Consider the following 23,276-nt stretch of genomic DNA (forward strand, 5'->3'; position numbering starts at 1 on the left):
AAAAATATAAATAAAACTATTATTTACACATATCTGTTAATCACTTGCCTCAGAAAAGTTTTCTAAAATCAAAAGAATTTCTCTACCGTATTCTTTCGTTTTTTTTCGTCCCATTCCCTTTATTTTTTCCAATTCTTCAAAATTTTTAGGTCTTGCTTTTATTATATCCACAAGAAGCTTATTAGAAGCGATTATATATGGTGGATACCCTAAATCTTGCGATTGCTCCATTCGCCACTCCCTTAAAATATCATAGAGCTCTTTTTCATATTGAGTTTGAAGTTCCTCTTCCAGTAGGCGTTTTTTATTTTCCAGAGCCGAAGTTCTTTCCAAATCATTATTTTTTTTACAAAGATTATTTTCTTTTTCCGTTTTTTTCTTTTTCTCATATTCGATAAAAACTGTCCAGTAATGTCTTCCATCTATTTCCACCAATTCTGGCTTATACCTTTTTATTTCAGAATCTTTTAACGCAAACAAAAATTCCCGCTCCAGCCTATCTTGGTCAAATTCTTCCATATCCTCGTCAAACGGCAATGTTATAATTTTAAACATAACCTTTTCCCCCTTTTATTTAACTTTTTTGACTTTATTGTCTCAAGATACCGTCAAAATCTTTTTTTACTTTGTTCACAATTTTATTTGAAATTTCCACAATTTCTTTTTCTTCAAGCGTTTTATTTTTATCTCTCAAAATTACACTAATAGCCACACTCTTCATGCCAGGTAAAACTCCCACGCCACGATAAACATCAAATAATTCCACTTTTTCAATCTTTTTATCAACTTTTTCAATTGCTTTCAAAATATCCCCAACCAACACATCTTCTTTTACAACAAAAGCAAAATCTCTTGGTACTGCCGGAAATTTAACAAGCGGTTCATAAACAGTTTTTCTTCCAATATATTTTTTAATCAAATCAATACTAAATTCTGCAACTAAGACAGCTTTTTTATTCAAATCAAAATTTTCTAATACATCTGGATGAATTTCCCCGAAACTTCCGATTAATTCCCGTCCGACAAACACATCTGCCGATCTTCCTGGATGAAGTTCAGTCGCAGCACTTCTTTTTATCTGATAATTTTTAAATCCCAATTTTGTAAAAATTTCCTGCACAATTCCTTTTAAGTCATAAAAATCGTAAGGCACAGGTTTTGCATTCCACAAAGTCTTATCGTTTTCCCCCGCAAGTATAAACGCTAGTTTAGTCTCTTCACTAGCAAGTTCTTCCCCTTTTTCAAAAGTTCTACTCGCTTCAAAAAATCTTATGTTTGATACATTTTTATTCATATTATCTTTTGCATTTTTCAAAAGGCTATAAATTAGTGTTGGTCTCAATGTTGCAAAATCTTCTGTAATTGGTCTTGGCAAGTCTATCAAATTTTTTCTTGGAACTTTTGTGAATTTAATTTTATCCATCGCATCTCTTGGCACAAAGCTGTAATTTATCACTTCTTTTAACCCCGCTTGAGAAGCGATAACCTTTACTTTGTCATAAAGTCTTGTCGTATCTGTAATCGCTTTTGGATTGATATCAAGCCTTGGCAAAATATTTTCGATATTGTCAAAACCGTACATTCTAATAACTTCTTCAAAATAATCCTGCTCATTTTCCAAATCATCTCTGTAAGTTGGTGCAGTCAGTGTAAGGCTATCTCCATTATCTTTAACTTCCACTTCAAGTTTTGTAAGTATTCTAATAACTTCTTCTTTTGGAATAACTTTCCCAACAAATCTGTGAAGTTTTTCAAAACTAAGTGTTGCAACTCTTCTATTGTAAGGTTCTGGATAGACATCAACCGCTCCAGCTAAAATTTCTCCTCCAGCAACTTCTTGAATCAAGTTTGCAAGTCTATTAATCACATTTATAGCGTTACTTCTGTCAACTCTTCTCTCGAATCTATACGAAGAATCACTTATAAGTGCAAGTCTTCTCGATGTTCTTCTAATGTTTATTGGATTAAAATGAGCCACTTCAAGTAATACATTTTTTGTATTTTCAGTAATTTGAGAATTTTTACCTCCCATCACTCCACCAAGTGCCACCACTTTTTCTGCGTCAGAAATAACAATGTCGTCTGTCGCAAGGTCTCTTTCCTCTTCATCTAAAGTAATAAGCTTCTCATTTTCTCGTGCACTTCTAACCGAAATTTTACTTCCAGCAATTTTATCAAAATCAAAAGTGTGATTTGGCTGATTCATTTCCATCATGACAAAATTTGAAGCATCCACAATATTATTTATACTTCTAATCCCAATTGACTCAACTCTTTCTTTAAGCCAAGCTGGACTTTCTTTCACAGTCACATTTTTTATAATTCTAGCCACATATCTTTTCGACAAATCGCTATTTTCAATTTCCACTTTTATATTATCTTCAGTTTTCTCACTAGTTTCACCGTTTATTTCTGTACTTGGATAATTAACTTCTTTGTTGTAATAAGCTCCAAGTTCTCTTGCAATCCCTATGTGAGAAAGACAATCTGGTCTATTTGGCGTGATTTCCAGCTCAAATACGACATCGTTTACTCCAAGATATTCTTTTAACGGCATTCCAACAGGTGCATCTTCTGGCAAAATCATAATTCCGCTAGAATCGCTTCCAAGCCCAAGCTCTTCTTCTGAACAAAGCATTCCACTTGATTCCACACCTCTAATTTTTCCTTTTTTTATGACAAAATCTTCAGCCAGTCTTGCTCCAATCTGTGCCAGTGCAACTTTGTCCCCAGCTTTGTGATTAGGCGCTCCACACACAATCTGCAAAATTTCTTTTCCGTTGTCAACTTTACAAATTGTAAGGTGATCAGAATCAGGGTGCATCTCTTTTTCAACGATTTTTGCTGTCACAACTTTTTCAAGATTTTCCCCTTTTACATCTATTTTTTCCACTTCCTGCCCAATCATAGTCAAGGCATTTTCTAATTCACTTATTTCAATTCCATCTAAATCTATATATTGCTTTAGCCAGTTTAACGAAATCAGCATTCTTTTCTTCTCCTTATTTTTTAAATTTTTCTATCTATTTTTTACTTTAAAACTCCCATTAGATTCTCAAAAATTCTAAAATTGATCCAAAAATCTTTCATCATTTTCAAAAAATGCTCTTAAATCATCAATTCCATATTTTAGCATCGTAATTCTTTCAAGCCCCAATCCAAATGCAAACCCTTGATATTTTTTTGCGTCAATTCCAGCATTTTCCAAAACTTTTGAGTTTACCATTCCGCTTCCAAGTATCTCAAGCCAGCCTGTACCTTTACATACACGGCAACCTTTTCCTTTACAAACTCCACATTCCACATCCATCTCAGCAGATGGCTCTGTAAATGGGAAAAAGTGTGGACGAAATCTCACATTTCTATCTTTTCCAAATATTTTTTTCACTATGTTTTCCAAAACCGCTTTAAAGTTAGCAAACGACACATCTTCTCCCACCATAAGCCCTTCAACTTGGTGAAACATAGGAGTATGCGACACATCATAATCAGGACGGTACACTTTTCCAACAGAAATCATTCTAAATGGTGGAACTTTATCTTTCATATAACGAATTTGCATTCCCGAAGTCTGAGTTCTTAAAACAACGTCATCTTTTATATAAAAAGTATCGGTAAGCTCTCTCGATGGATGTGTCTTAGGAATGTTTAAATCATCAAAATTATATTTGACAAATTCCACTTCTGGACCATCCACAATGTCAAATCCCATTTCAGATACAATATCTTTAATTTCCATAACAGTTTTTGTAATTGGATGAAGTGAACCAATATTAGCCACTCTTCCCGGCAAAGTTATATCAATAGTTTCATTTTTAAGTCTTTCCTGTTTTGCAATTTCTTTTAAATTAACTGTTGTTTCATCAAACTTAGTTTGAAGAACTTTTTTTATTTCATTAGTAGTTTTTCCAAATTCGGCTCTTTTTTCAGCGGCAATATTTGCCATTTCTTTCATAATCGCCGTAAATTCCCCTTTTTTACCCAATATTTTGACTTTCAGATCATTAACTTCATCAAGAGTTTCTATTTCGTCAAGTTTTTTTAAAACATCCTGTCGAAGCTGTGCCAATTTTTCCAACATTATATCTATTTCCTCCTAATTTTATTCTATTTTTTATTTTTCTAAGGCTATTTTTTAATTATACTACTATTTTAAATATTATGCAAGATTTCAACTATATCGAAACGAAGCAAAATATTTGACAGTTTCAAAAAAAAATGATAAAATGAGTTGTCATACTAGCTGGGGAGATAGCGGTGCCCTGTATCTACAATCCGCTTTAGTAGAGGTGATGTCAAATTTGAGGAAAATTTTAGTGTCAACGCCTTATTTTAAAAATGTTGAGAAAACAGTCCTATATTGTAGAAAGCTTACGAATCGTGTCAGGTCGGGAACGAAGCAGCACTAAGTTAGTTTTTCTAGGTTTATGGGGTAGCTGTTTTTGAGTTTTTATCTTAAGAAACGGATGGTAAAATTTTTTCGATTGTTTGGCGTATGACGCTTTTTTTGAAAATAAAATTATAAAATCCATAAAGAATAGCAAGTGCTATTCTATTTTTTATACTTAATTAGTTTAAATAATTTTGGAGGGAAAAATGAGAGTTGAACACTGGGATAAAAAGTCACATATAACAAAAGAATTACAAAAATTCAGAACACTGGATATAAATTTTTCAATTGATTTAGACAATGACGAACTTTTTTTCATTTATAATGAAGAAAAGTTGTGTGGATATGCGACGATAAACTTGAAAAAAAATGCAAAACTGAAAAAGATTTTTATAATTCCAAAATATAGAAATAATGGCTATGGAACGTTTTTGCTAAAATATATAATCAATTGGATAACTAAAGAAAAATGTGATTCATTGACTGTGACAAATCATAAAAAGATGAACAATTTTTTGGAAAAGCAAAAATTTTTGCGAACGGAAGACGGATATATTTTAGATAAACTTCTGGAAATTCAAAAACAGGAAAAAAATATGGTTTTTGTAGCAAAAGTGGCAATAATTATCAATATTATTTTGGCTTTCTTAAAAATATTTTCTGGAAAAATTTTTAACAGTATGTCGCTTTTAGCGGATGGATTAAACTCGTTTTCAGATTTGATTACAAATGTTTTGGTAATTGTTGGCTTGAAAGTTGGAAGCAATCCCGAAGACAAAGAACACCCTTTTGGACACGGAAAAATAGAATCTGTCTTTAGCGTCATAATTGGAACATTTATTATGCTTTCTGCAGTTCATTTGATTCGAGAAAATGTAGAAAAAATTTTTTCAAAAAATGGAGAAGGAGAAAATGTGAAATTAAATAGCATCCTTATCACAATTTCAATAATTTCTATTTTAATAAAAGTTTTTCAACTAATTTTTATGAAAAATAAAACAAAAAGTTACCGGGGCGCTTTGATAAATTCACTACTTCAAGATTACAAAAACGATATTATAATCTCAATTTCAGTACTAATAGGACTTTTATGCTCCGAAATTAATCCTGTTTTTGACACACTTATTGGACTTTTCGTTGCAATTTATATTTTAAAAAGCGGATACGAATTAATAAGAGATAATTCTTTAATCTTGATGGATTCCCAAGACGAAGGACTACTTTCCAAAATAAGAGATGAAATTTTAGAATTTGAGGAAATCGAAAATGCACACGACTTTAAAATGACGACTTCTGGAAAAGATATTCATATTTTTTTGGATGCGAGAATGAAAAAAGACAAGACAATAGAAGAAGCTCACGAAATCATAAATACAATTTCCAAAAAAATAAAATATCAGCACCCTAATATAAAATCACTATTTGTACACATAGAGCCAATGTACGAAGGCGACTAAAAAATTTTTTTTAATTTTTTAAAAACAAAATAGATGGTTTAAAAATTTTAGGGGCAGATTTTTTAATTTCAAATTTTTTAGGTTATTCTTGATTACAAGATGTTATTTTGTTTAATATTATTTTTTTATTTTTTACATAAGGGGAAAGGACCGCCATTTCCCCTTATAATCCCCACGCTCGTCTAAGCATTTTTTTGAAGCAAAGCCGAAACTCACTTCGTTCAGACAGTCGTCTTTACTCCAAAAAAATCACGACACTTTTGTATGATAGTAAAATTTAAACCGTCGGAGCATTTTTATGTGCTGACAAAACTGTCTGAGCGTAAGCGAGTTTTTTGGCAGTGCATAAAAATGTCGAAGACTAGCCGGGGTGCAGGGGTGCGGCGATGAGCACTTCTGCTTAAAAAAATAAAAAAATATTTTAGTAACTTTCTGGATTGAATGAAAAACTTAAAATAAGATTTTTTATTTACCCCTAACTATTTTACTCTGTCAAACAAAATATTTTTATTGAAAAATCAAAAAAAATGTGTTAATATACACTTGAAATAAACATTTGGGAATGTTTTGGTTTCGACAGGATAGAAAACTTATTACTAGCAAGTAAGCGGGAGCTTTAAAATCCAACTAAAATATAATCGGAAACGATAATTACGCATTAGCTGCCTAAGATAGCAGCTCATCACTTTTGGAAATGCCGTTTTTCCACTAGATGATGTTACTTTTTACGGCTTACTCAAATGTATGATTATGTCACTTGAGGAAAATTTATAATCTCGCTTTTAGACTTTTGTTTGTTTAATATCTAAAAGTTAAAAAGATAAATAAACTAAACTTGTAGAAGGTAATAAAGACTTTTTATTTTGGACACGGGTTCGATTCCCGTCATTTCCACCAAAACAAAAATAAAATCTTTTTAAACGAATTAATAATTTTTCATAGCTGAATAAGTCTTTTTTAGACTTATTTTTTTATAAAATTTTTTCTTTGAAAAAGTTTTCTCTAAAAAAAATTTTTTAATATTCTTGATTTTGACAATTATTTTTGATATAATTATATAAAACCTGCTCTATTTGGAAGTAGGGCTAAAAAGCCGAAGGAAAGGAGAAAATCAATGAGAAATTACGAAATTATGTTTATTTTATCTACACAATTGACAGAAGAAGAAAAAAATGCTGGAGTTGAATTTGTAGAAAATACTTTAAAAGCTGCTGGAGCAGTTGAAGTAAAAACAGAAGTTTGGGGAGATAGAAAATTAGCTTATCCTATCAAGAAAAAAGAAAATGGATACTACGTATTAACTACATTCCAAACAGATGGAACAAGATTTACAGAAATTGAATCAAAATTAAATATCAATGAATCAATTTTAAAATACATGATTGTCAAAAATGACTAATAAATAGTAAAAACAAGGGGGACAAGTAAAATGAATAATGTTATATTGATGGGAAGATTGACGAGAGATCCAGAATTAAATCAAAGTTCGGGTGGAAAAGCGTTTGTTAGGTTTACTGTAGCAATAAATAGAATCGGTGAAGGAACTGATTTTATAAACTGCGTAGCTTGGGAAAAAACTGCCAAAACTATTTCTGACTATTTTAAAAAGGGTCAAAGAATTTTAGTGCAAGGAAGCATTAGAACAGGAAGTTACGAGAAAAATGGTCAAACTATTTACACGACAGACATTTTAGTAAATAGATTTGAATTTATCGAAAGTTCTGGTAACAATACAAACAATGGAAATTATAGTGACGAATATCAAAATTCTTATAAAAAATCTAAAAAGTCTTTTAAACAGCAGGAAGAAATTTTTGAAGATAAAGATTCAAAAGCTGATGAAGATGATTTTCTTAACAAGGATTCTAATGATTTTGATGATAATGACGACGATGAAGATGATGATCAGTTTCCATTTTAAAAAATAAATTTAAAAAAATTTTAGGAGGTGTAAACTAATGAGAGCAAAACCAGCTACTGTATTTAAAAGAAGAAAAAGAAGACCAAAAGTAAAATTTAAAGTAGAAGATATTAATTATAAAAATGTTGAATTATTAAAAAATTTTATGAACGATAAAGGTAAAATTTCTCCTGCAAGAGTAACAGGATTAGAAGCTAAAATTCAGAGAAAAATTGCAAAAGCAATAAAAAGAGCAAGACAAATAGCTTTAATGCCTTACACAAAAATTGAAAAATAATTAGACATCTAAAAGACTATCTAGTAAATAATATAATTTATTTTTTAGATAGTTTTTTTATAACAAATATTTGGAATTTTATAAAAGTCCTAAAGTATTTCAAAAAAAAATACTTGACATAAAAGTGCATATATAGTATAATTATTTTTGTAAATTTACTTTGGTAACGAAGTTTAGGAATGCGCTAAAGATTTAAAATTTTATGAAATGCTATTCTGTTTTAATTTAAATCCGATACTAGTATGTTTGTGTCATAGTAAATTTTCATTTGTCGCGGGATAGAGCAGTCAGGTAGCTCGTCGGGCTCATAACCCGAAGGTCGTTGGTTCAAATCCGGCTCCCGCCACCAATTACGCCTAGATAGCTCAGTTGGCTAGAGCATACGGTTCATACCCGTAGGGTCGGAAGTTCAAATCTTCTTCTAGGCACCACTTCATAAGAATAGATTAAGTCAGGAAGTTAGAGCACTTTCTTTTTTTTTGGTTAAAAACTTGACTTAATTTGATATTCGATGGAAAAAATTATAAAATATAAATAAAAGGAATATATTTATGAAAATTTTGATAATGAGATTTAGCTCATTTGGTGATGTTTTACTAACGACACCTGTAATTACTGCGATCAAAAAAAAATATCCGAAAGCAGCAGTTGACTTTATTGTGTATGACACTTTTTCTCAAGCGATTTCGCAAAATCCTAATATCCGAAAACTTGTGATATTTGAGAGAAAAAAAAGTCGAAATAAAGAATATATAAAAAACATGATTGAGCAATTAAAAAAAGAAAAATATGATTTTGTGATTGATTTACATTCTAAAATTTTATCACGGATAATTGGAAAAAAATTAAAAAACAAAAAAACTAAGTATTGCCGTTACAAAAAGAGAAAATGGTGGAAAACTCTTTTAGTTAAAGCCAAAATTATTGATTATAAAGCAGATTGTACAATTGTAGAAAGTTATTTTTCTGCTCTTAAAAAAATGGGAATTGAATTTTCTCTAGAAAATAGAAGAAATGGACTTGGAGATGCTTTGGAGTTTTATGTGGAAAATTCGGTGGAAAAAAATTTGATTGAAAAATACAATTTTAGAAATGAGAATTACTTTGTCCTTGCGCCAGGTGCTTCTAAATTCACGAAAAAATGGCCATTTTATAATGAACTGGCGGGAGATTTGTTAAAACATTTTTCAGAAAAAAATATAAAAATTTTTGTGATTGGCGGAAAAGAAGATGAAAAAATTGTGCAAGATAGTGAAAATGATCGAGTCATCAATTTATGTGGAAAAATTTCTTTTAAAGAAAGTGGTGTTATCTTAAAATATGCAAAAATTGCCGTTGTTAATGATTCTGGTCCATTCCACATCGCTCGTGCTGTTGGAACTCCAACTTTTGTATTTTTTGGACCGACGGATCCAAATTTATTTTCTTTTGAAAAAAATACTTTTTTGATAAAAAATCCAAATTGTAAACCTCATTCACTCTATGGGGATGACAAATTTCCGAAAAAGTATAGGGACTGTATGTCTGGAATTCCTGTTTCAGAAGTGCTAAAAAAAATAATCTTGGAATATGAAAAAATCACCAAAAATAAAAATAATTTATAAAGGGAGAAAAAATGAAAATACTTGCAATCGAATCTTCCTGCGATGAGACTTCTGTCGCTGTTGTAGAAGATGGAAAAAAAGTGTTGAGCAACATTATTTCAACACAAATTGATATTCACAAAGAATTTGGTGGAGTTGTGCCTGAAATTGCCTCTCGCCACCACATTGAAAATATTTTACCTGTTTTCACACAGGCGCTAAAAAAAGCGAATGTAACTCTTAAAGACATTGACTACATCGCCGTTACAAATACACCGGGACTTATTGGATCACTTTTGGTGGGGCTTATGTTTGCAAAATCTGTAAGCTTTGCCAATGATATTCCACTTATTCCGATAAATCATATAGACGGACACATTTTTTCAAGCTTTATTGAAAGTGATGTAAAACTTCCTGCAATTTCCTTAGTTGTTTCGGGTGGACACACAAATTTGTACTACATTTATGAAAAAGATGAAAAAATTGTGACAGAACTTTTGGGAGAAACTCTGGACGACGCAGTTGGAGAGACTTATGACAAAATTGCTAGAATTTTAGGACTTTTGTATCCTGGCGGTCCACAAATCGACAGACTTTCTGTTGATGGAAAAGATATTTTAAAAATAAAAAAACCTAAAGTTGATGGATATAATTTTAGTTTTAGCGGAGTTAAAACTTTTATTACAAACTATGTAAATCACGAAAGAATGAAAAAAAATGAAATTTCAAAAGAAGATATTTCAAAGTCGCTTCAAGAAGCTATCGTAAACATTTTGTATGACAAAGTTAAAAAAGCTATAAAGGAAAAAAATGTTAAAACTTTGCTTGTTGCTGGAGGAGTTTCAGCGAACAAAGGTCTTCGGAAAAAATTTGAAGATTTTTCAAATATTGAAGTTCATTTTCCAAAAATGGAATATTGTACGGATAATGCTGCAATGATTGGAGTTGCGGCTTACTACGAACTAAAAAATAAAAAAATTGACGACAAAAAAAATAATTATGACGTCGATGCGATTTCAACAAAAGTAAAAAAATAAATTTTGAGAGGAAAAAAAATGGAAAAAAATAAGTTTCAAACACAAAGTATTCCAAGACTGTTAGCTTCTCTGGCAATTCCAGCGATAGTTGCAAATTTGGTAAACGCTCTTTACAACGTTGTAGACCAAATTTTTATTGGACAAAAAATAGGATTTCTTGGAAACGCTGCAACCAATGTAGCTTTTCCACTTACGACAATTTGTCTTGCAATTGGGCTTATGACTGGAGTCGGAGCTGCAACTAACTTTAATTTGGAATTGGGAAGAAAACGTCCGAAAAGAGCAAAAAGTGTAGCAGGAACAGCGGCAACAATGCTACTTTTAAGTGGAATTATTTTATGTATATTAGTTAATCTTTTTTTAAAGCCAATGCTTCTCGCATTTGGAGCAACAAATCAAATTTTTGATTATGCGATTGAATATACCAAGATTACATCGCTTGGAATACCATTTTTATTATTTTCAGTAGGAGGAAATCCTATGGTAAGAGCTGATGGGAATGCCTTTTATTCAATGCTTGCAATAGTTATTGGAGCACTTACAAATACGATTACTTGATCCGCTGTTTATGTTTTATTTTGACATGGGAATGGATGGTGCCGCCTGGGCAACTGTCATTGGACAATTTATTTCAGCAGTTATGCTAGCTTCTTATTTTTTTAGATTTAAAAGCGTAAAGTTTGAATTGAAAGATTTTAAAATAAAAATACGAGAAATCTGGATTTTATTTGCATTGGGAACATCACCTTTTATTTTCCAATGTTCTGCACTAATCATTCAAATTGTAACAAATAATTTACTGAAAATATATGGTGCAAAATCTATTTACGGAAGTGAAATCCCCATTGCTGTGGCAGGAATTGTCATGAAAATAAATGTCATATTTATAGCGATTCTTTTAGATCTGGCACAAGGAGCACAACCCATTGCGGGATTTAATTATGGAGCAAAAAAATATAGAAGAGTTCGGGAAATATTAAAATTAACGCTAAAAGTGGCTTTTATTATTTCTTTGGTGGCATTTATAATTGTTCAAATTTTCCCTGTTCAGATAATTTCTGTTTTTGATAGTGGAAGTAAGCTCTATTTTAAATATGGGACAAAATATATGAGAGTATTTTTATTTTTCATATTTTTAAATGGTATTCAAGGTGCGATCACAATGTTTTTAACATCAATCGGAAGAGCCTCTAAAGGAGCCTTTTTGTCACTTGTAAGACAAATTATATCACTTTTGCCATTACTTATAATTTTACCATATTTTATGGGAATTGACGGAATTATGTTCGCATTTCCAATAGCAGATTTGGTAGCTTTTATTGTGTCCGTAATTATTTTAAAAAGTGAAATGAAAAAAATTCCAAAAATAGATGAGACTGATTAAAAAAATAAAAAGTCTTAAAAATTGAAATCTATAAACTTTTACAAATAACTAAAAAAATAAGGAGAAAATTTTAATGAAATTAATAGTGGGACTTGGAAATCCTGGAGAACAATATAAATTAACCCGTCATAATGTAGGATTTATATTTATTGACGAATATTTGAAAAAAAATAATATAAGTGATATGAGAGAAAAATTTAAATCATTATTTATTCAGACAAATTATAATGGGGATAAAGTCTTTTATCAAAAACCTTTAACTTTCATGAATTTAAGTGGAGAAGCGATTGGAGAAGCGGTAAGATTTTTTAAGATTGATCCAAAAACCGAGCTTTTTGTAATTCACGACGATATGGATATGCAGTTTGGAAAATTGAAAATTAAGTCAAATGGAAGCGCAGGTGGACATAATGGAATAAAATCCATTATTTCTCATGTTGGAAATGAATTTGTGCGGATAAAATTTGGAATTGGAAAACCAAAGACAAAAGAAGAAACATTAGGATTTGTGCTTGGAAAGTTTTTGCCTGAAGAAAAGGAAGTTTTAAGAGATTCGAGAGAAAAAATTTTTAATTTGATTGACGATATAAAAGATGATATGCCAATTCAAAAAATTATGAATAAATATAACTCCAAAAAATAATTTTTTTATTTTAGACAAATTGTATATAAAAATGTTGACTTATACAGTTATTGTGATATAATAATTTTGTAAAAAAATAAATAAACTGTAACAATTGTATTTAATTGATATAAAAAAATACATTTGTTTACTTGGAAAGGAAGTAAAAAATGAAAAAATTATTGATTATGTTGTCATTATTTATGACATTTGTACTAGGTTGTGCCAAAACTTTTGAAGTAAACACAGAACCTGGAAATAAAGTTCCAAATTTTGAGCTGAAAGATTTTAAAGGAGTTAAGACAAAAAGTAGAAAAATTTTTAACAATGGAAAGCCAACATTATTTATAGTGGCTGCTGAATGGTGTCCTGACTGTCACGCCGAATTACCTGATGTACAAAAATTTTATGATGAAAATAAAGACAAAGTAAATGTAGTAGTTGTATTTACAAACAGAAAATCTTCATTACAAAATGCAAAAAAATATGTTGAAGCACAAAAATTTACTTTCCCTGTGTACTACGACTTTGATGGCTCAATTTCAAAAGGATTCAAAATAACTGAAGTTCCAACTAACGTTAAAATAGACAAATCTGTAATAGAAGATTTCCAAAAAGGAACTATGCAGATTGACGGATTAAACAAAATGTTTGCAAACTAATAAACTAATAAAAGTTTTTATAAAAAAATACAGGAATACTATTACTAATAAATTTCCTGTATTTTTAATTTACTGAATTTCTCACGACTAAAGTTGCGAGTGTTCTGGCATAATTAATAAATCATAAGTTATTTTACAACGAAAGAAAATATTTTACCAGTTCTTCTTCAATTTTTTCATTAAATTTTCCAATTCTATAATTGTATTTTAGATTTTCAAAATCATCTGGATTTTTGTCCATTTCTTCTCTTACAGCTTTTGGAAATTCATTCCAAAATAATTCATAATTTTTACCCTTTTTAACAAATAAAGACGGTATTTTTATACTTTCTCCCTCTTTTAAATTTGGGAAAAATTCAGCGCCAGTTTCTCTATTTCTATAATCTACCTTAATTTTATCATTCAAATCACTAAATTTTTTTAAAAATGTGATTGCAGCACGGCAATCTGGACAGTAAACTTGTGCAACTGCGACAATTTCAATCACTTTATCAATACTTTCTATCACTTTTTTCGTTTTTTCTGAAAGCTGTACTTTTTCTATAATTCTCAACTGTTTTTTATCTTCTTGCTCTTCAGTAACTCCAAACTTCAAATAATCTTCAAATGTAGCCATAAAATTTTATCCTCCCAATCTATTCAATTATATAATTGAATAGTATCATATTTTATTTTATAAGTCAAGATTTTTTAACAGTCAGGATGGTTTAAAAATTTTAGGGGCAGATTTTTTAATTTCAAATTTTTTAGCTTGTTTTTGATTACAAGATGTTATTTTGTTTAATATTATTTTTTTATTTTTTACATAAGGGGAAAGGACCGCCATTTCCCCTTATAATCCCCACGCTCGTCTAAGCATTTTTTTGAAGCAAAGCCGAAACTCGCACTAAACGTGCTCAAACAGTCGTCTTTACTCCAAAAAAATCACGACACCTTTTATATAACAGTAAAATTTAAACCGTCGGAGCATTTTTATGTGCTGACAAAACTGTCTGAGCACAATCAGTGCGAGTTTTTTGGCAGTGCATAAAAATGTCGAAGACTAGCCGGGGTGCAGGGGTGCGGCGATGAGCACTTCTGCTTAAAAAAGGAATAGAAAAAATTGTTATTTTAGCAACTTTCTGGATTGAATAAGAAACTTAAAATAGAAGTTTTTATTTCCCCTAAATATTTTACTCTGTCTAACAGTCAGTAAAACGAAATTTAAAAATTGAAAAAATTAGAAAAAAATATTTATTTTTGTTGACTATTTTTAAAAATAAGGTATACTTTATTGTAAAAAATAATAAATTAAAACAAATTGTGGCTACGCAAAACTAAAAATTTTGAAAAATTATATTTTTTCTATTTTTAGTTTTGTTTTTTTATCTATAAATTTATTTAACTTAATAATTTTGTTTTTCAAAAAAGTTTCTAGCATTACAAAACAATTTTATTGTAAACTTTTTAACATCGCAATTAAAATTGAAATATCATTGTAGGTTACCCCACTTATTCTACTCGCTTGTCCAATATTTTTAGGATTTCCGTAGATTAATCCAGAAATTGCTATGTTACTCAGTCCTTTTACATTTTCATAATCAAAGTTTTTGGGAATTTCCATCTCTTCCAACTTTTTAAATTTTTCAATCTGAGCTTTTTCCCGCTCTATAAAAATTTTATATTTCGCATTTATTTCCACTTGTTCTTTCGCCAATTTTGACAAATTCACAGTTTTGCAAAATTCACTTAAGTTATCGTAATTAATTTCTTTTCTTGCCAAAAAGTCAAACGCCGACACAGGACTATTCATACCATTTTCTTTGCCACCTTCAATACTTTTTAATTTCTCATTATTCTCTTTCGTCGGATAAATTGTAATTTCTTTTAATCTTTTTGTTTCATCGTCAATTTCTTTTACGGCATCTTCTAATTTTTTTGTCGTATTTTTATCCAAAATTCCGATTTCTTTTGATTTTTCAAGAAGTCTTATAAAGACATTGTCCTGTCTTAATGTAAGCCTATATTCAGCTCTTGACGGCAGCACCCGATATGGTTCCGGTGTTTTTTTATTAATTATATCGTCAATCAAAACTCCAATATATCCTTCACTCCTGTCAATCACAATTTCTTTTTTTCCCAAAATTTTTCTAGCCGCATTCACACCCGCAATAAATCCTTGACATGCCGCTTCTTCATATCCACTTGTCCCATTAATTGTTCCCGCAGTATAAAGCCCTTCCAAAACCTTCGTTTCAAGCGTCAAATTGAGCTGATGAGCTGGAATGAAGTTATACTCCACAGCATACCCATATCGCACGATTTGAGCATTCTCCAAGCCTGTGATTGTATGCAGCATAGCTTCTTGTGCAAATGGCGGCATAGCAGTCGTAAATCCGTTTATATAAATCTCATCTGATTCTATAGATTCCTGCTCCAAAAATATCTGGTGGTCGGTTTTTTGCGGAAAATTCATAATTTTTCTATCAAGTGAAGGACAATGTCTAGGTCCTTTAGTGCTTACAATTCCCGTTACAATCGGTGAATATTTTAACATTTCTTTTCCAACTTTTATCGTTTCTGGTGTTGTAAATGTAAGCCAGGTGGGAAGTGTTTCACTGTATTCCTTTTCAGTTTCATAAGAAAAATATCTTGGATCTTTCTCTCCGCCCAGTTTTTGCATTTTAGAAAAATCTATTGATTTTTTAGCAATTCTAGGTGGCGTTGCAGTCTGGTATCTGTCCAGCTCAAATCCATATTCTTCCAATCTATTGGGTAAATCAACACTCGCAGGTTCCCCTACTCTTCCCGAAGAATATTTAACATCTCCCATAATGTATTCTCCGCCTAAAAATGTTCCTGTACAAAGTACAACCGCTTTTGCCCCATATTCGATTCCAAAATTATCCACAACCCCGCATACTTTTTTATCACAAACTTTTAAATCCACGACAATTGCTTGAACAACCTCCACATTTTCTTGATTTTCCACAATTTCTCTCATTTTAATTCTATATTTATATTTGTCGGCTTGAGCTCTCGTTATTCTTGAGGCAAGTCCCTTTGTATGATTTAAGTTTTTAAGCTGTAAATTATATTTATCAATATGCCTTGCCATTTCTCCGCCAAGCATTCCCAATTCTGACACCAAATGACTTTTTCCAGGTCCTCCAATTGACGGATTGCACGACATCATAGCAATACTGTCCAAATAAATAGTAAATAAAGCTGTTTTTAGACCTTGTCTTGCTGAAGCCAAAGCTGCTTCCACTCCCGCATGTCCTGCTCCAACTATTATTACATCATAATTTTTACTCATCTTTTTTCCTTTCTAAAAAAATTTTTTTCTTAAAATTATTTTTTCTTTTTAAAGGCTCTTCTAACTGGTCTAGTTAAATCCATTATAAACACATAATTTTTATGTTTTTTTATAAATTTATTTAAATTTTTGTAGACAACACTTTCAGGTAGTTTACAATATTTTGCATATTCATTGCAAAAAATTTTAGCTAGATTTTCATCTTCCATCATTCTTGAAACATTTTTCATCCGACTTTTAATACTCATCTTCACATCAAATTTCATTCTGTTCAAATCCACAAGATAAAACTCATAATTTTTGCTTTTTTCCACAATTAACACATTTCCTGGCGAATAATCCTCAAAATAAATCCCCTTTTCGTGCAGTTCATACGAAAATTTTGCAAACTGTCTTATAACTTTTTCTCGTTTTTCTTCAATTTTTTTGTACCAATTCTCCTCTTTAACTTCTTCGTAATCTTCAGGCCAAAATATCTCCCGACAGGTAAAATCATATTTTAAATCTTCACTTATATAATAATCCCTTTTATCTTTTCCAAATTTATCAAAATAAGCAATTGGCTCCGGTGTTCCTATTTTTTTTTCCAAAAGCTTTTTGGCATATTCAAAAGAGCGCTTAGCCTTTGATCCTTTTATATATTTATAAATAACATTTGAAATAAAATTTGGCTTTTTAAATTTTTTTATGTTTAGCGTTTTATAAAAATTCTTTTCATCTACAACAATTCTTTTTATCTCATTCCGACCGGGTTCCACGACATATTCACCAATTTTATCAAAATTTTCTAATATTTTTACCAAAATTTCCTTTTCATAATTTTTATTTATTTCATAGTCATTCATCTGTAACCTCTTTTTTTTTATTTTTTAAAGTTTTTTTATATTTTCTTCTACCTTCATTCAACTTTTTTTTGAGTTCTTTTAAAATATTTTCATTTGTCAAAATATTTTTATTGTTTTTTATGCACTCAAAAGCTTCATCATACTTGTGTTCCTTTTCCAAAACAAATATCAAATTGTAGTAATGTCTAGGAACTTCTGGCTCAATCATTATCATCTTTCGACAAATTTTTTCAGCTTCACTAAATTTTTTTCTTGCAAGATAATATCGCCCTTTTAAATTTAATATTTTTATTCTGGGTAAACCAGAACTTTCATAATTTAAAAACAACAGCTCAATTTCTTTATATTCCTTCGCTTGTATCAATATTTCAAAAAAATCTTCAAATATATAATCTTGTACATCTTCACAGTTTACAGCGATATTGTAATACTCTATGGCCTTTTTAATATCATTTGAATAAACCATTGTATCTCCCATTCGAGCATATAGTTTAGCCAAATTTATTCCTTCAAAATTTACAAGGCTTTTATACTGCAAAATTGCACTGTCATATTTTTTCATCATTGTAAAAATGTCGCCTTTTTGCACATATGCTTCGACACTTTCTGGCTCTAATTCAATAGCTTTTTCCACATATTCCATCGCTTTTTTAAAATATTTTAAAAATGAATAGCACATTCCTAAATTCAAGTAAACAAAATAATTTTTCTCATCTTCCAAAAATTTTTTGTAAATAAAAATTGCTTTTTTAAACTTTCCCAATGTCTGATAAATGTATCCAAGAGAAAAAATGGCATCTTTATTTCTAGGATATTTTTCATAACGCTTCTTTGCATATTTTACTGCGTCCCCATACATTTCAAACTCAGAATACAATTCGACTATTTCAGTCAATGCCGCAAAATTGCTTTCATCTATTTCCAAAACTGTTTTTAAATAAAGCATAGCGCTGTCATATTCCTTTTTTTCTATCATTTTATTCGCTTCCAAAAGCAGTTGCTCCACATTCACTTAACTTTTCCCTTTCTTTTAAATCTTTAGTTTATCATCAATTTCAAAAATTTTATTTTTATCTGTATCTGTATTTCATTCTGAATTCCACATCTTTTTTTAATTTTGACAAAATTCTTTTTCGCTCAATTTTAAAAACTTCTTTGTTATCACTCCCAATTTTACAATTAACATAACTTTTTATCATATCTTCCATTTCTTTTTTAGCTTCGTTTCGTATTTCAAAGCTATATTCTTCGTTGTCGCCAATTTCTTTATTTTTTTCAATACAAAAGTATAAAAGTTCATTATAAATCTGCTGTGCCAAAACTTCCCGTGCCTTGTAATACGTCTTTTTATCCGTCTTTATAATTTTTAGTGCCTGTCTTTCCCCAATAAATGGCTTTTCCTGAATAAGCCCCATCATACTCTCAAAAATTTTATTTTTCTTTGCCATTTCGCACTCAAAACAAATTTTTTCATCGTTCATTGGCTTAAATAGACCTTTACACATTTTGCACTCCATATATCCAAGCTCTTTTAAACAAATTCTCCGCTTTTCCATCTTTATCAAAATGCTTTCCAATCTTTTTGAAAGATTTTTATCACGATTTGGATTTTCAGTCATAGCTTTATGAATTTCGTCAACTACTCTTTGAGGTAAAATAACTTTATTTATATCAATTTCACCTTTTTTTTTAGATTTTTTAATAAAAACTTTTTTTTTATTACTTCCCCATCTTCTTTTTGTAACTTCATGCTCTCTTAACATCTGTCCAACTTTTAGAGTCCCAAAATTTTCTTCATTTTCAATTAATTCATCCAAAATTTCCCTTTTTATTTTATAGTTTACTTTATGAATCTCAATATTTCCTACAACATCTTCACCTAAAAATTTATTGATTCTGTCTTTTACCACATTTTTATGTAGAAGAAATGTGTGATAAACCGTTGCATCTGTCAAATTTACTGTCAAAATTTTCTGAAACAGACTTTTTGGCTCAGACCTTTCAAAAATTGGTCCCCCCACAAATATTTCCCAATTTTTTTTTATTTTTGACAAAATATAACTTTCATTTTTAAAAAATGACATTTTTTTCTTATCATACATATATTTTGCTAAATCTCTAAAGTTACTTACTTTCTTTTCCATCATTTTCACCTACTTCAACTTTTCCAGCGTCAACAATAAATTTTTTACCACAAATTTTTAGGTCCTGTGTCGAAGTTATAAAACATTGAATTTTTTTATTTTTAAAATAATCCAAAATACTTTTTTTCCTAATTTCATCAAAATACGAAGAAATGTCGTCCATAATAAAAATTGGATATTCTTTTTTTCTTTCATCAAAATGTCGATTTCTGCAATTTTTAGAGAAAAAATTATAGATTTCTTTTCTCCTTGAGAAGAGTAAGATTTTGCATTTTTCCCATTTAACTCAAAGACAAAGTCATCTTTTTGCGGTCCTAATAAACTGTATCCCAAAAAACTTTCCCGCTCCATTTTTTTTAAGCACTGCTCTTCAAACTTTTCTACCAATTCAGATTTACTTTTTTTTTCCACATCTCCCAGAAAACAATCGTACTTTAGCTGTAACTCGGCTTTTTCGTCAAACAGTTTCTGGTAATTGAGGTTTAGTAAAACTGATATGTTTTTTATAAATTCCCTTCTGTGAATTATAATATTTACGCCTTCATCAATAAATTTTTTATTATAAATTTTATAGATTTCTTCATAAGTTTTTTTTTCTTTTATCAGTTTATTCCGCACTTTTAATATTTTTTCAAAACTTACAATTGACTTCAAATAATCTTTTCTCGCCTGTGAAATTTCGTAATTAAAAAAACCCCTTCTAATATTTGGATTTCCCACAATTAGTTCAATATCTTCAGGAATAAAAGAAATTACATTTAAGTTTCCGATATAGTCTATATATTTATTTTTATTCTTATCTATGTAGTAATCTTTTTTTTCCTCGTTGACATCAATTGCAATCGTTTTATCTCCGTCATTTCTCTCAAATTTTCCAAAGACAATCATCCTATGAAAATTATACTTTCTCATTTCCTTAACTTTTTTTGTCCTAAAACTTTTTCCCGTTGCAACAAAATAAACAGCTTCAATAAGCGAAGTCTTTCCTTGTCCATTTTTCCCATAAATCAAGTTAAAATCTTTGCCAAATAACAATTTACTGTCTTTTAAGCAACGAAAATTATTAAAATTTATCTGACTTAAATACATTATTTTTTCCCTTTTTTCTATTTTTTACGCTTCTTTTTTCACAACAATTTTTTCACCACTAAATTCCACAATATCACCCGAATATATTTTTTTCCCTCTTCTAGTTTCAACTTTTCCATTTACTTTTACATTGCCATCCAAAATAATCATCTTTGCTGCGGCCCCAGATTCTACCAGATTTGCCCATTTTAGAAGTTGATCTAATTTTATAAATTCGGTGTTTATTTTTATTTCCTCAATTTTTTTGTCCATCTTTATCTCCTTCTTCTACTTCACTTATTATTATTTGCTATTATAAATTCTCAAAAATTTGTATTTTAATATAGATACACTTTTCTCATTTCCCACAATCATTAATAATATTAATGTTTAAATTTTAACTGTAAAAACCTTAATTTTATTGTGGAAAACTTTTTCCACATTTTTTCCACATCTTTTCCACAACATCGCTTTACTACTATTTTTAAAGTCTTTCAGCCATCATAAAATTTATTTTTTTAATTTCTATTATTTTTTAATTTTGTGGAAAACTTGATTTTTTCTTTTTATTTTTAATTTATTTTATAATTTTATTAAATCACATTTTAAATTATTTTGAGTCTTTCATAATGTGGAAAACTTTTCCCACTTTTCCACAATTTTGTAATTTAGTTTTCCACACAGTTTTCCACATCTCTAACTTTTTCTCATTAAAATAAAGATTTATATCCACTTTTTTCTAATATAAATTGTGGATAACTTATCTTTTTTTCCACATTTTTCAAATTTAGTTTTCCACAATTTAAAATATTTTTTTATTTTTTTTATGTTATAATAATTTTTATTTAATTTTATACAAACTATTTTTTTTATGTGGAAAACTTTTTCCACATTGTTGAAAACTCTCTAAAATTTTACCAAATTTTTCCACAATTTTTTCCACACTTCTAACTTTTTTTTCCACATATGAAATAAATAAAAAAACTCTACATTTTAAATATCTTTCTATTTAAATCTTCCACTTCTTTTTTAAACACGATATCCTCTTTTTTTGACTTTTCCACCTTTCTAATGCTACTTATTACAGTGCTGTGATCTTTTCCTCCAAAAAGTCCGCCAATAGCGGTTAAACTTAAATCCAGTTCAGCATTATTTTTTAAAATAAACATTGCAATTTGTCTGGATTTTACTATTTTTTTTTGTCTTTTTTTAGATTTCATATCGGCAACACTTATGCCATAATGTGATGAAATCATCTCTATTACCTTTTGAGCGGTTATTTTTGAGCGTTCTCTTTTTATATTGTGAGATAACATTTCCTGCACCTGCTCTATTGTAATTGGTTCATTTAATAGCTTTGCTCTGGCGTTCAAATTTGTTAAGATTCCTTCAAGTTCTCTTACGTTTGAAACAACTGCGTCCGAAATATATTCCAAAATATCATCACCAATTTCTATATCTTGATTTTTTGCAATATTTTTTAAAATCATCATTCTAGTTTCAAAGCCTGGACGCTGAATTTCTACCGTAAGTCCCGATAAGAATCTTGATTCCAGCCTTTTAGATAAATTTTTTATTTCTTTAGGAGATTTGTCGCTTATCATAATAATTTGTTTTCCTAATTCCTGCAATTTATTAAAAGTGTGGAAAAACTCTTCTTCCACAGTCCCCTCACCACGTCCAAAAACTTTTTCAAAAAATTGAATATCATCTAACAAAAGCACATCCAAATTTCTAAATATATCCCTAAAATTCTGGATTCTTCCACTGTTTAAAACTTTAAAGAATTCATTTGCAAATTCTTCAGATGTGGAATAATATACTCTTTTTTCAGGATCTTTTCTAAGAATTTCATTTCCTACAGCTTGCATAAGATGAGTTTTTCCAAGTCCTGAACTACCAAAAATAAAAAGCGGATTGTAAACGGGCTTGGGATTGTTTACGACAGCAAGACAGGCATTGTATGCAAGTCTACTGTTTTCACCAACTACAAAGTTATCCAATCTATGTTTTGGATTTAAACCCGTATTTTTGGGCTTTTCCTTTTGAATTTTTGTTTTTTCCATTTCTTTTGTGGGGAAAATCTTCATTTCAGGCTGCTTTATTTCTTTTTTCTGTTTTTTTACATCTATTTTTATCTCCATCTTTTCGTCGGTTACGAGTTCTAAAATCTCTTCCATTTCAGCTTTATAGTTTTCCACATTTTTTTTTATAACTTTTGAATTACAGGACAAAAACAATGTATTTTCCACAATGTTCACAGCTTTAACATTTTGAAAAAATGTTTCAAAAATTACTTCTTCTACACTTTTTCTTATTAATTTTTTTAGCTTTTCCCACAATTTTTCAGCTTCTACCACAACTTCATCTCCTTTTTAGTCAAAGTCTTAAAATAGCTACTATTCCAAATAAATAACTGCTTTTCTAAGTCATTTTTTTAGTTTTTATTTCATCACTTATCAAATTTAAATCTCCACTTTTCCACAAAAAATAATAATTTTATAGTAATTTATAAAAAACTTTTTCTACAAGTTTTCCACAATTAATTTTTCGCAGTATTAAAAATTTTTTATTTATTTCCAAATAAA

19 protein-coding genes, 2 tRNA genes, 2 other RNA genes and 1 pseudogene are annotated in these 23,276 nt (G+C 29.6%); 13 read left to right on the forward strand and 11 right to left on the reverse strand.

Annotated features, from left to right (window positions below; all coding sequences use genetic code 11):
* Positions 1–36: 36 nt before the first annotated feature.
* The 3 genes from AXF11_RS05330 to pheS all read right to left on the reverse strand — a co-directional run bounded on the left by AXF11_RS05330 (position 37) and on the right by pheS (position 4,081).
* Positions 37–555: an HRDC domain-containing protein gene (locus AXF11_RS05330; protein WP_068155609.1), complete on the reverse strand. Its 519-nt coding sequence runs from the start codon at positions 553–555 to the stop codon at positions 37–39.
* A gap of 34 nt (positions 556–589) precedes the next feature.
* Positions 590–2,989: a phenylalanine--tRNA ligase subunit beta gene (gene pheT, locus AXF11_RS05335; RefSeq protein ID WP_068155611.1), complete on the reverse strand. Its 2,400-nt coding sequence runs from the start codon at positions 2,987–2,989 to the stop codon at positions 590–592.
* Between the two features lie 75 nt (positions 2,990–3,064).
* Positions 3,065–4,081, reverse strand: a complete 1,017-nt coding sequence (gene pheS, locus AXF11_RS05340; protein WP_068155613.1) for a phenylalanine--tRNA ligase subunit alpha — start codon at positions 4,079–4,081, stop codon at positions 3,065–3,067.
* Between the two features lie 153 nt (positions 4,082–4,234).
* On the opposite strand from pheS, the gene ffs reads away from it, so the two are divergent.
* From ffs to AXF11_RS05405, 13 genes and pseudogenes are all read left to right on the forward strand, one after another.
* Positions 4,235–4,499, forward strand: an RNA gene (gene ffs / locus AXF11_RS05345) — signal recognition particle sRNA large type.
* A 97-nt stretch (positions 4,500–4,596) separates the two neighbouring features.
* The gene (locus AXF11_RS05350) at positions 4,597–5,847 is read left to right on the forward strand and encodes a GNAT family N-acetyltransferase (protein WP_068155614.1); all 1,251 of its coding nucleotides are present in this window, start codon (positions 4,597–4,599) and stop codon (positions 5,845–5,847) included.
* 558 nt (positions 5,848–6,405) lie between these two features.
* Positions 6,406–6,744: a transfer-messenger RNA gene (gene ssrA, locus AXF11_RS05355) on the forward strand.
* A gap of 217 nt (positions 6,745–6,961) precedes the next feature.
* Complete coding sequence (gene rpsF, locus AXF11_RS05360) at positions 6,962–7,246, forward strand: 30S ribosomal protein S6 (RefSeq protein ID WP_068155616.1); 285 nt, start codon at positions 6,962–6,964, stop codon at positions 7,244–7,246.
* Between the two features lie 30 nt (positions 7,247–7,276).
* Positions 7,277–7,768, forward strand: coding sequence for a single-stranded DNA-binding protein (locus tag AXF11_RS05365; protein WP_082729385.1), 492 nt, complete (start codon positions 7,277–7,279; stop codon positions 7,766–7,768).
* Between the two features lie 37 nt (positions 7,769–7,805).
* Positions 7,806–8,045, forward strand: coding sequence for a 30S ribosomal protein S18 (gene rpsR / locus AXF11_RS05370; protein WP_068155618.1), 240 nt, complete (start codon positions 7,806–7,808; stop codon positions 8,043–8,045).
* 272 nt (positions 8,046–8,317) lie between these two features.
* Positions 8,318–8,394: transfer RNA gene (locus AXF11_RS05375), tRNA-Met, on the forward strand.
* 5 nt (positions 8,395–8,399) lie between these two features.
* Positions 8,400–8,476, forward strand: a tRNA-Met gene (locus AXF11_RS05380).
* Between the two features lie 120 nt (positions 8,477–8,596).
* Entirely contained in the window at positions 8,597–9,649 is a 1,053-nt protein-coding gene (locus tag AXF11_RS05385) for a glycosyltransferase family 9 protein (protein ID WP_068155620.1), read from the forward strand.
* Positions 9,650–9,660: 11 nt separating this feature from the next.
* A complete protein-coding gene (tsaD, locus tag AXF11_RS05390; protein ID WP_068155622.1) occupies positions 9,661–10,665 on the forward strand; it encodes a tRNA (adenosine(37)-N6)-threonylcarbamoyltransferase complex transferase subunit TsaD in 1,005 nt (334 codons plus the stop codon).
* Positions 10,666–10,683: 18 nt separating this feature from the next.
* Positions 10,684–12,049 (forward strand): annotated as a pseudogene (locus tag AXF11_RS05395) (MATE family efflux transporter).
* Positions 12,050–12,122: 73 nt separating this feature from the next.
* Positions 12,123–12,692: an aminoacyl-tRNA hydrolase gene (pth, locus tag AXF11_RS05400; protein WP_068155624.1), complete on the forward strand. Its 570-nt coding sequence runs from the start codon at positions 12,123–12,125 to the stop codon at positions 12,690–12,692.
* A 149-nt stretch (positions 12,693–12,841) separates the two neighbouring features.
* Positions 12,842–13,333 carry a TlpA family protein disulfide reductase gene (locus AXF11_RS05405; protein ID WP_068155627.1) on the forward strand — a complete coding sequence of 164 codons (492 nt, stop codon included), beginning with the start codon at positions 12,842–12,844 and terminating at the stop codon, positions 13,331–13,333.
* A 133-nt stretch (positions 13,334–13,466) separates the two neighbouring features.
* Here the strand turns inward: AXF11_RS05405 and AXF11_RS05410 are convergent, their stop codons facing one another.
* From AXF11_RS05410 to dnaA, 8 genes are all read right to left on the reverse strand, one after another.
* The gene (locus AXF11_RS05410) at positions 13,467–13,949 is read right to left on the reverse strand and encodes a thioredoxin family protein (protein WP_068155628.1); all 483 of its coding nucleotides are present in this window, start codon (positions 13,947–13,949) and stop codon (positions 13,467–13,469) included.
* An 816-nt stretch (positions 13,950–14,765) separates the two neighbouring features.
* On the reverse strand, positions 14,766–16,631 hold the full coding sequence (gene mnmG / locus AXF11_RS05415; RefSeq protein WP_068155629.1) for a tRNA uridine-5-carboxymethylaminomethyl(34) synthesis enzyme MnmG: 1,866 nt from the start codon (positions 16,629–16,631) through the stop codon (positions 14,766–14,768).
* Between the two features lie 35 nt (positions 16,632–16,666).
* Positions 16,667–17,476 (reverse strand): lipopolysaccharide kinase InaA family protein, encoded by an 810-nt coding sequence (locus AXF11_RS05420; protein WP_068155631.1) that lies wholly within the window; start codon positions 17,474–17,476, stop codon positions 16,667–16,669.
* The gene (locus tag AXF11_RS05425; protein ID WP_231724644.1) at positions 17,469–18,452 is read right to left on the reverse strand and encodes a tetratricopeptide repeat protein; all 984 of its coding nucleotides are present in this window, start codon (positions 18,450–18,452) and stop codon (positions 17,469–17,471) included. Before AXF11_RS05425 ends, AXF11_RS05420 begins: the two co-directional genes overlap by 8 nt.
* Positions 18,453–18,546: 94 nt before the next feature.
* A complete protein-coding gene (locus tag AXF11_RS05430) occupies positions 18,547–19,623 on the reverse strand; it encodes a DciA family protein (RefSeq protein WP_082729386.1) in 1,077 nt (358 codons plus the stop codon).
* A 72-nt stretch (positions 19,624–19,695) separates the two neighbouring features.
* Positions 19,696–20,709 carry a DNA replication/repair protein RecF gene (recF, locus tag AXF11_RS05435; RefSeq protein ID WP_442915228.1) on the reverse strand — a complete coding sequence of 338 codons (1,014 nt, stop codon included), beginning with the start codon at positions 20,707–20,709 and terminating at the stop codon, positions 19,696–19,698.
* A 24-nt stretch (positions 20,710–20,733) separates the two neighbouring features.
* Positions 20,734–20,961 carry a S4 domain-containing protein YaaA gene (gene yaaA / locus AXF11_RS05440; RefSeq protein WP_156440387.1) on the reverse strand — a complete coding sequence of 76 codons (228 nt, stop codon included), beginning with the start codon at positions 20,959–20,961 and terminating at the stop codon, positions 20,734–20,736.
* Positions 20,962–21,674: 713 nt separating this feature from the next.
* Positions 21,675–23,048 carry a chromosomal replication initiator protein DnaA gene (dnaA, locus tag AXF11_RS05445; protein ID WP_068155637.1) on the reverse strand — a complete coding sequence of 458 codons (1,374 nt, stop codon included), beginning with the start codon at positions 23,046–23,048 and terminating at the stop codon, positions 21,675–21,677.
* Positions 23,049–23,276 lie beyond the last annotated feature (228 nt).

The organism is Leptotrichia sp. oral taxon 847 (assembly GCF_001553645.1).
Taxonomy (GTDB): Bacteria; Fusobacteriota; Fusobacteriia; order Fusobacteriales; family Leptotrichiaceae; genus Leptotrichia.

Excerpts from the sequence above, each read along its gene's own strand:
- AXF11_RS05330 (WP_068155609.1), bottom strand. The coding sequence starts at position 555 with ATGTTTAAAATTATAACATTGCCGTTTGACGAGGATATGGAAGAATTT.
- pheT (WP_068155611.1), bottom strand. The coding sequence starts at position 2,989 with ATGCTGATTTCGTTAAACTGGCTAAAGCAATATATAGATTTAGATGGA.
- pheS (WP_068155613.1), bottom strand. The coding sequence starts at position 4,081 with ATGTTGGAAAAATTGGCACAGCTTCGACAGGATGTTTTAAAAAAACTT.
- AXF11_RS05350 (WP_068155614.1), top strand. The coding sequence starts at position 4,597 with ATGAGAGTTGAACACTGGGATAAAAAGTCACATATAACAAAAGAATTA.
- rpsF (WP_068155616.1), top strand. The coding sequence starts at position 6,962 with ATGAGAAATTACGAAATTATGTTTATTTTATCTACACAATTGACAGAA.
- AXF11_RS05365 (WP_082729385.1), top strand. The coding sequence starts at position 7,277 with ATGAATAATGTTATATTGATGGGAAGATTGACGAGAGATCCAGAATTA.
- rpsR (WP_068155618.1), top strand. The coding sequence starts at position 7,806 with ATGAGAGCAAAACCAGCTACTGTATTTAAAAGAAGAAAAAGAAGACCA.
- AXF11_RS05385 (WP_068155620.1), top strand. The coding sequence starts at position 8,597 with ATGAAAATTTTGATAATGAGATTTAGCTCATTTGGTGATGTTTTACTA.
- tsaD (WP_068155622.1), top strand. The coding sequence starts at position 9,661 with ATGAAAATACTTGCAATCGAATCTTCCTGCGATGAGACTTCTGTCGCT.
- pth (WP_068155624.1), top strand. The coding sequence starts at position 12,123 with ATGAAATTAATAGTGGGACTTGGAAATCCTGGAGAACAATATAAATTA.
- AXF11_RS05405 (WP_068155627.1), top strand. The coding sequence starts at position 12,842 with ATGAAAAAATTATTGATTATGTTGTCATTATTTATGACATTTGTACTA.
- AXF11_RS05410 (WP_068155628.1), bottom strand. The coding sequence starts at position 13,949 with ATGGCTACATTTGAAGATTATTTGAAGTTTGGAGTTACTGAAGAGCAA.
- mnmG (WP_068155629.1), bottom strand. The coding sequence starts at position 16,631 with ATGAGTAAAAATTATGATGTAATAATAGTTGGAGCAGGACATGCGGGA.
- AXF11_RS05420 (WP_068155631.1), bottom strand. The coding sequence starts at position 17,476 with ATGAATGACTATGAAATAAATAAAAATTATGAAAAGGAAATTTTGGTA.
- AXF11_RS05425 (WP_231724644.1), bottom strand. The coding sequence starts at position 18,452 with ATGATAGAAAAAAAGGAATATGACAGCGCTATGCTTTATTTAAAAACA.
- AXF11_RS05430 (WP_082729386.1), bottom strand. The coding sequence starts at position 19,623 with ATGATGGAAAAGAAAGTAAGTAACTTTAGAGATTTAGCAAAATATATG.
- recF (WP_442915228.1), bottom strand. The coding sequence starts at position 20,709 with ATGTATTTAAGTCAGATAAATTTTAATAATTTTCGTTGCTTAAAAGAC.
- yaaA (WP_156440387.1), bottom strand. The coding sequence starts at position 20,961 with ATGGACAAAAAAATTGAGGAAATAAAAATAAACACCGAATTTATAAAA.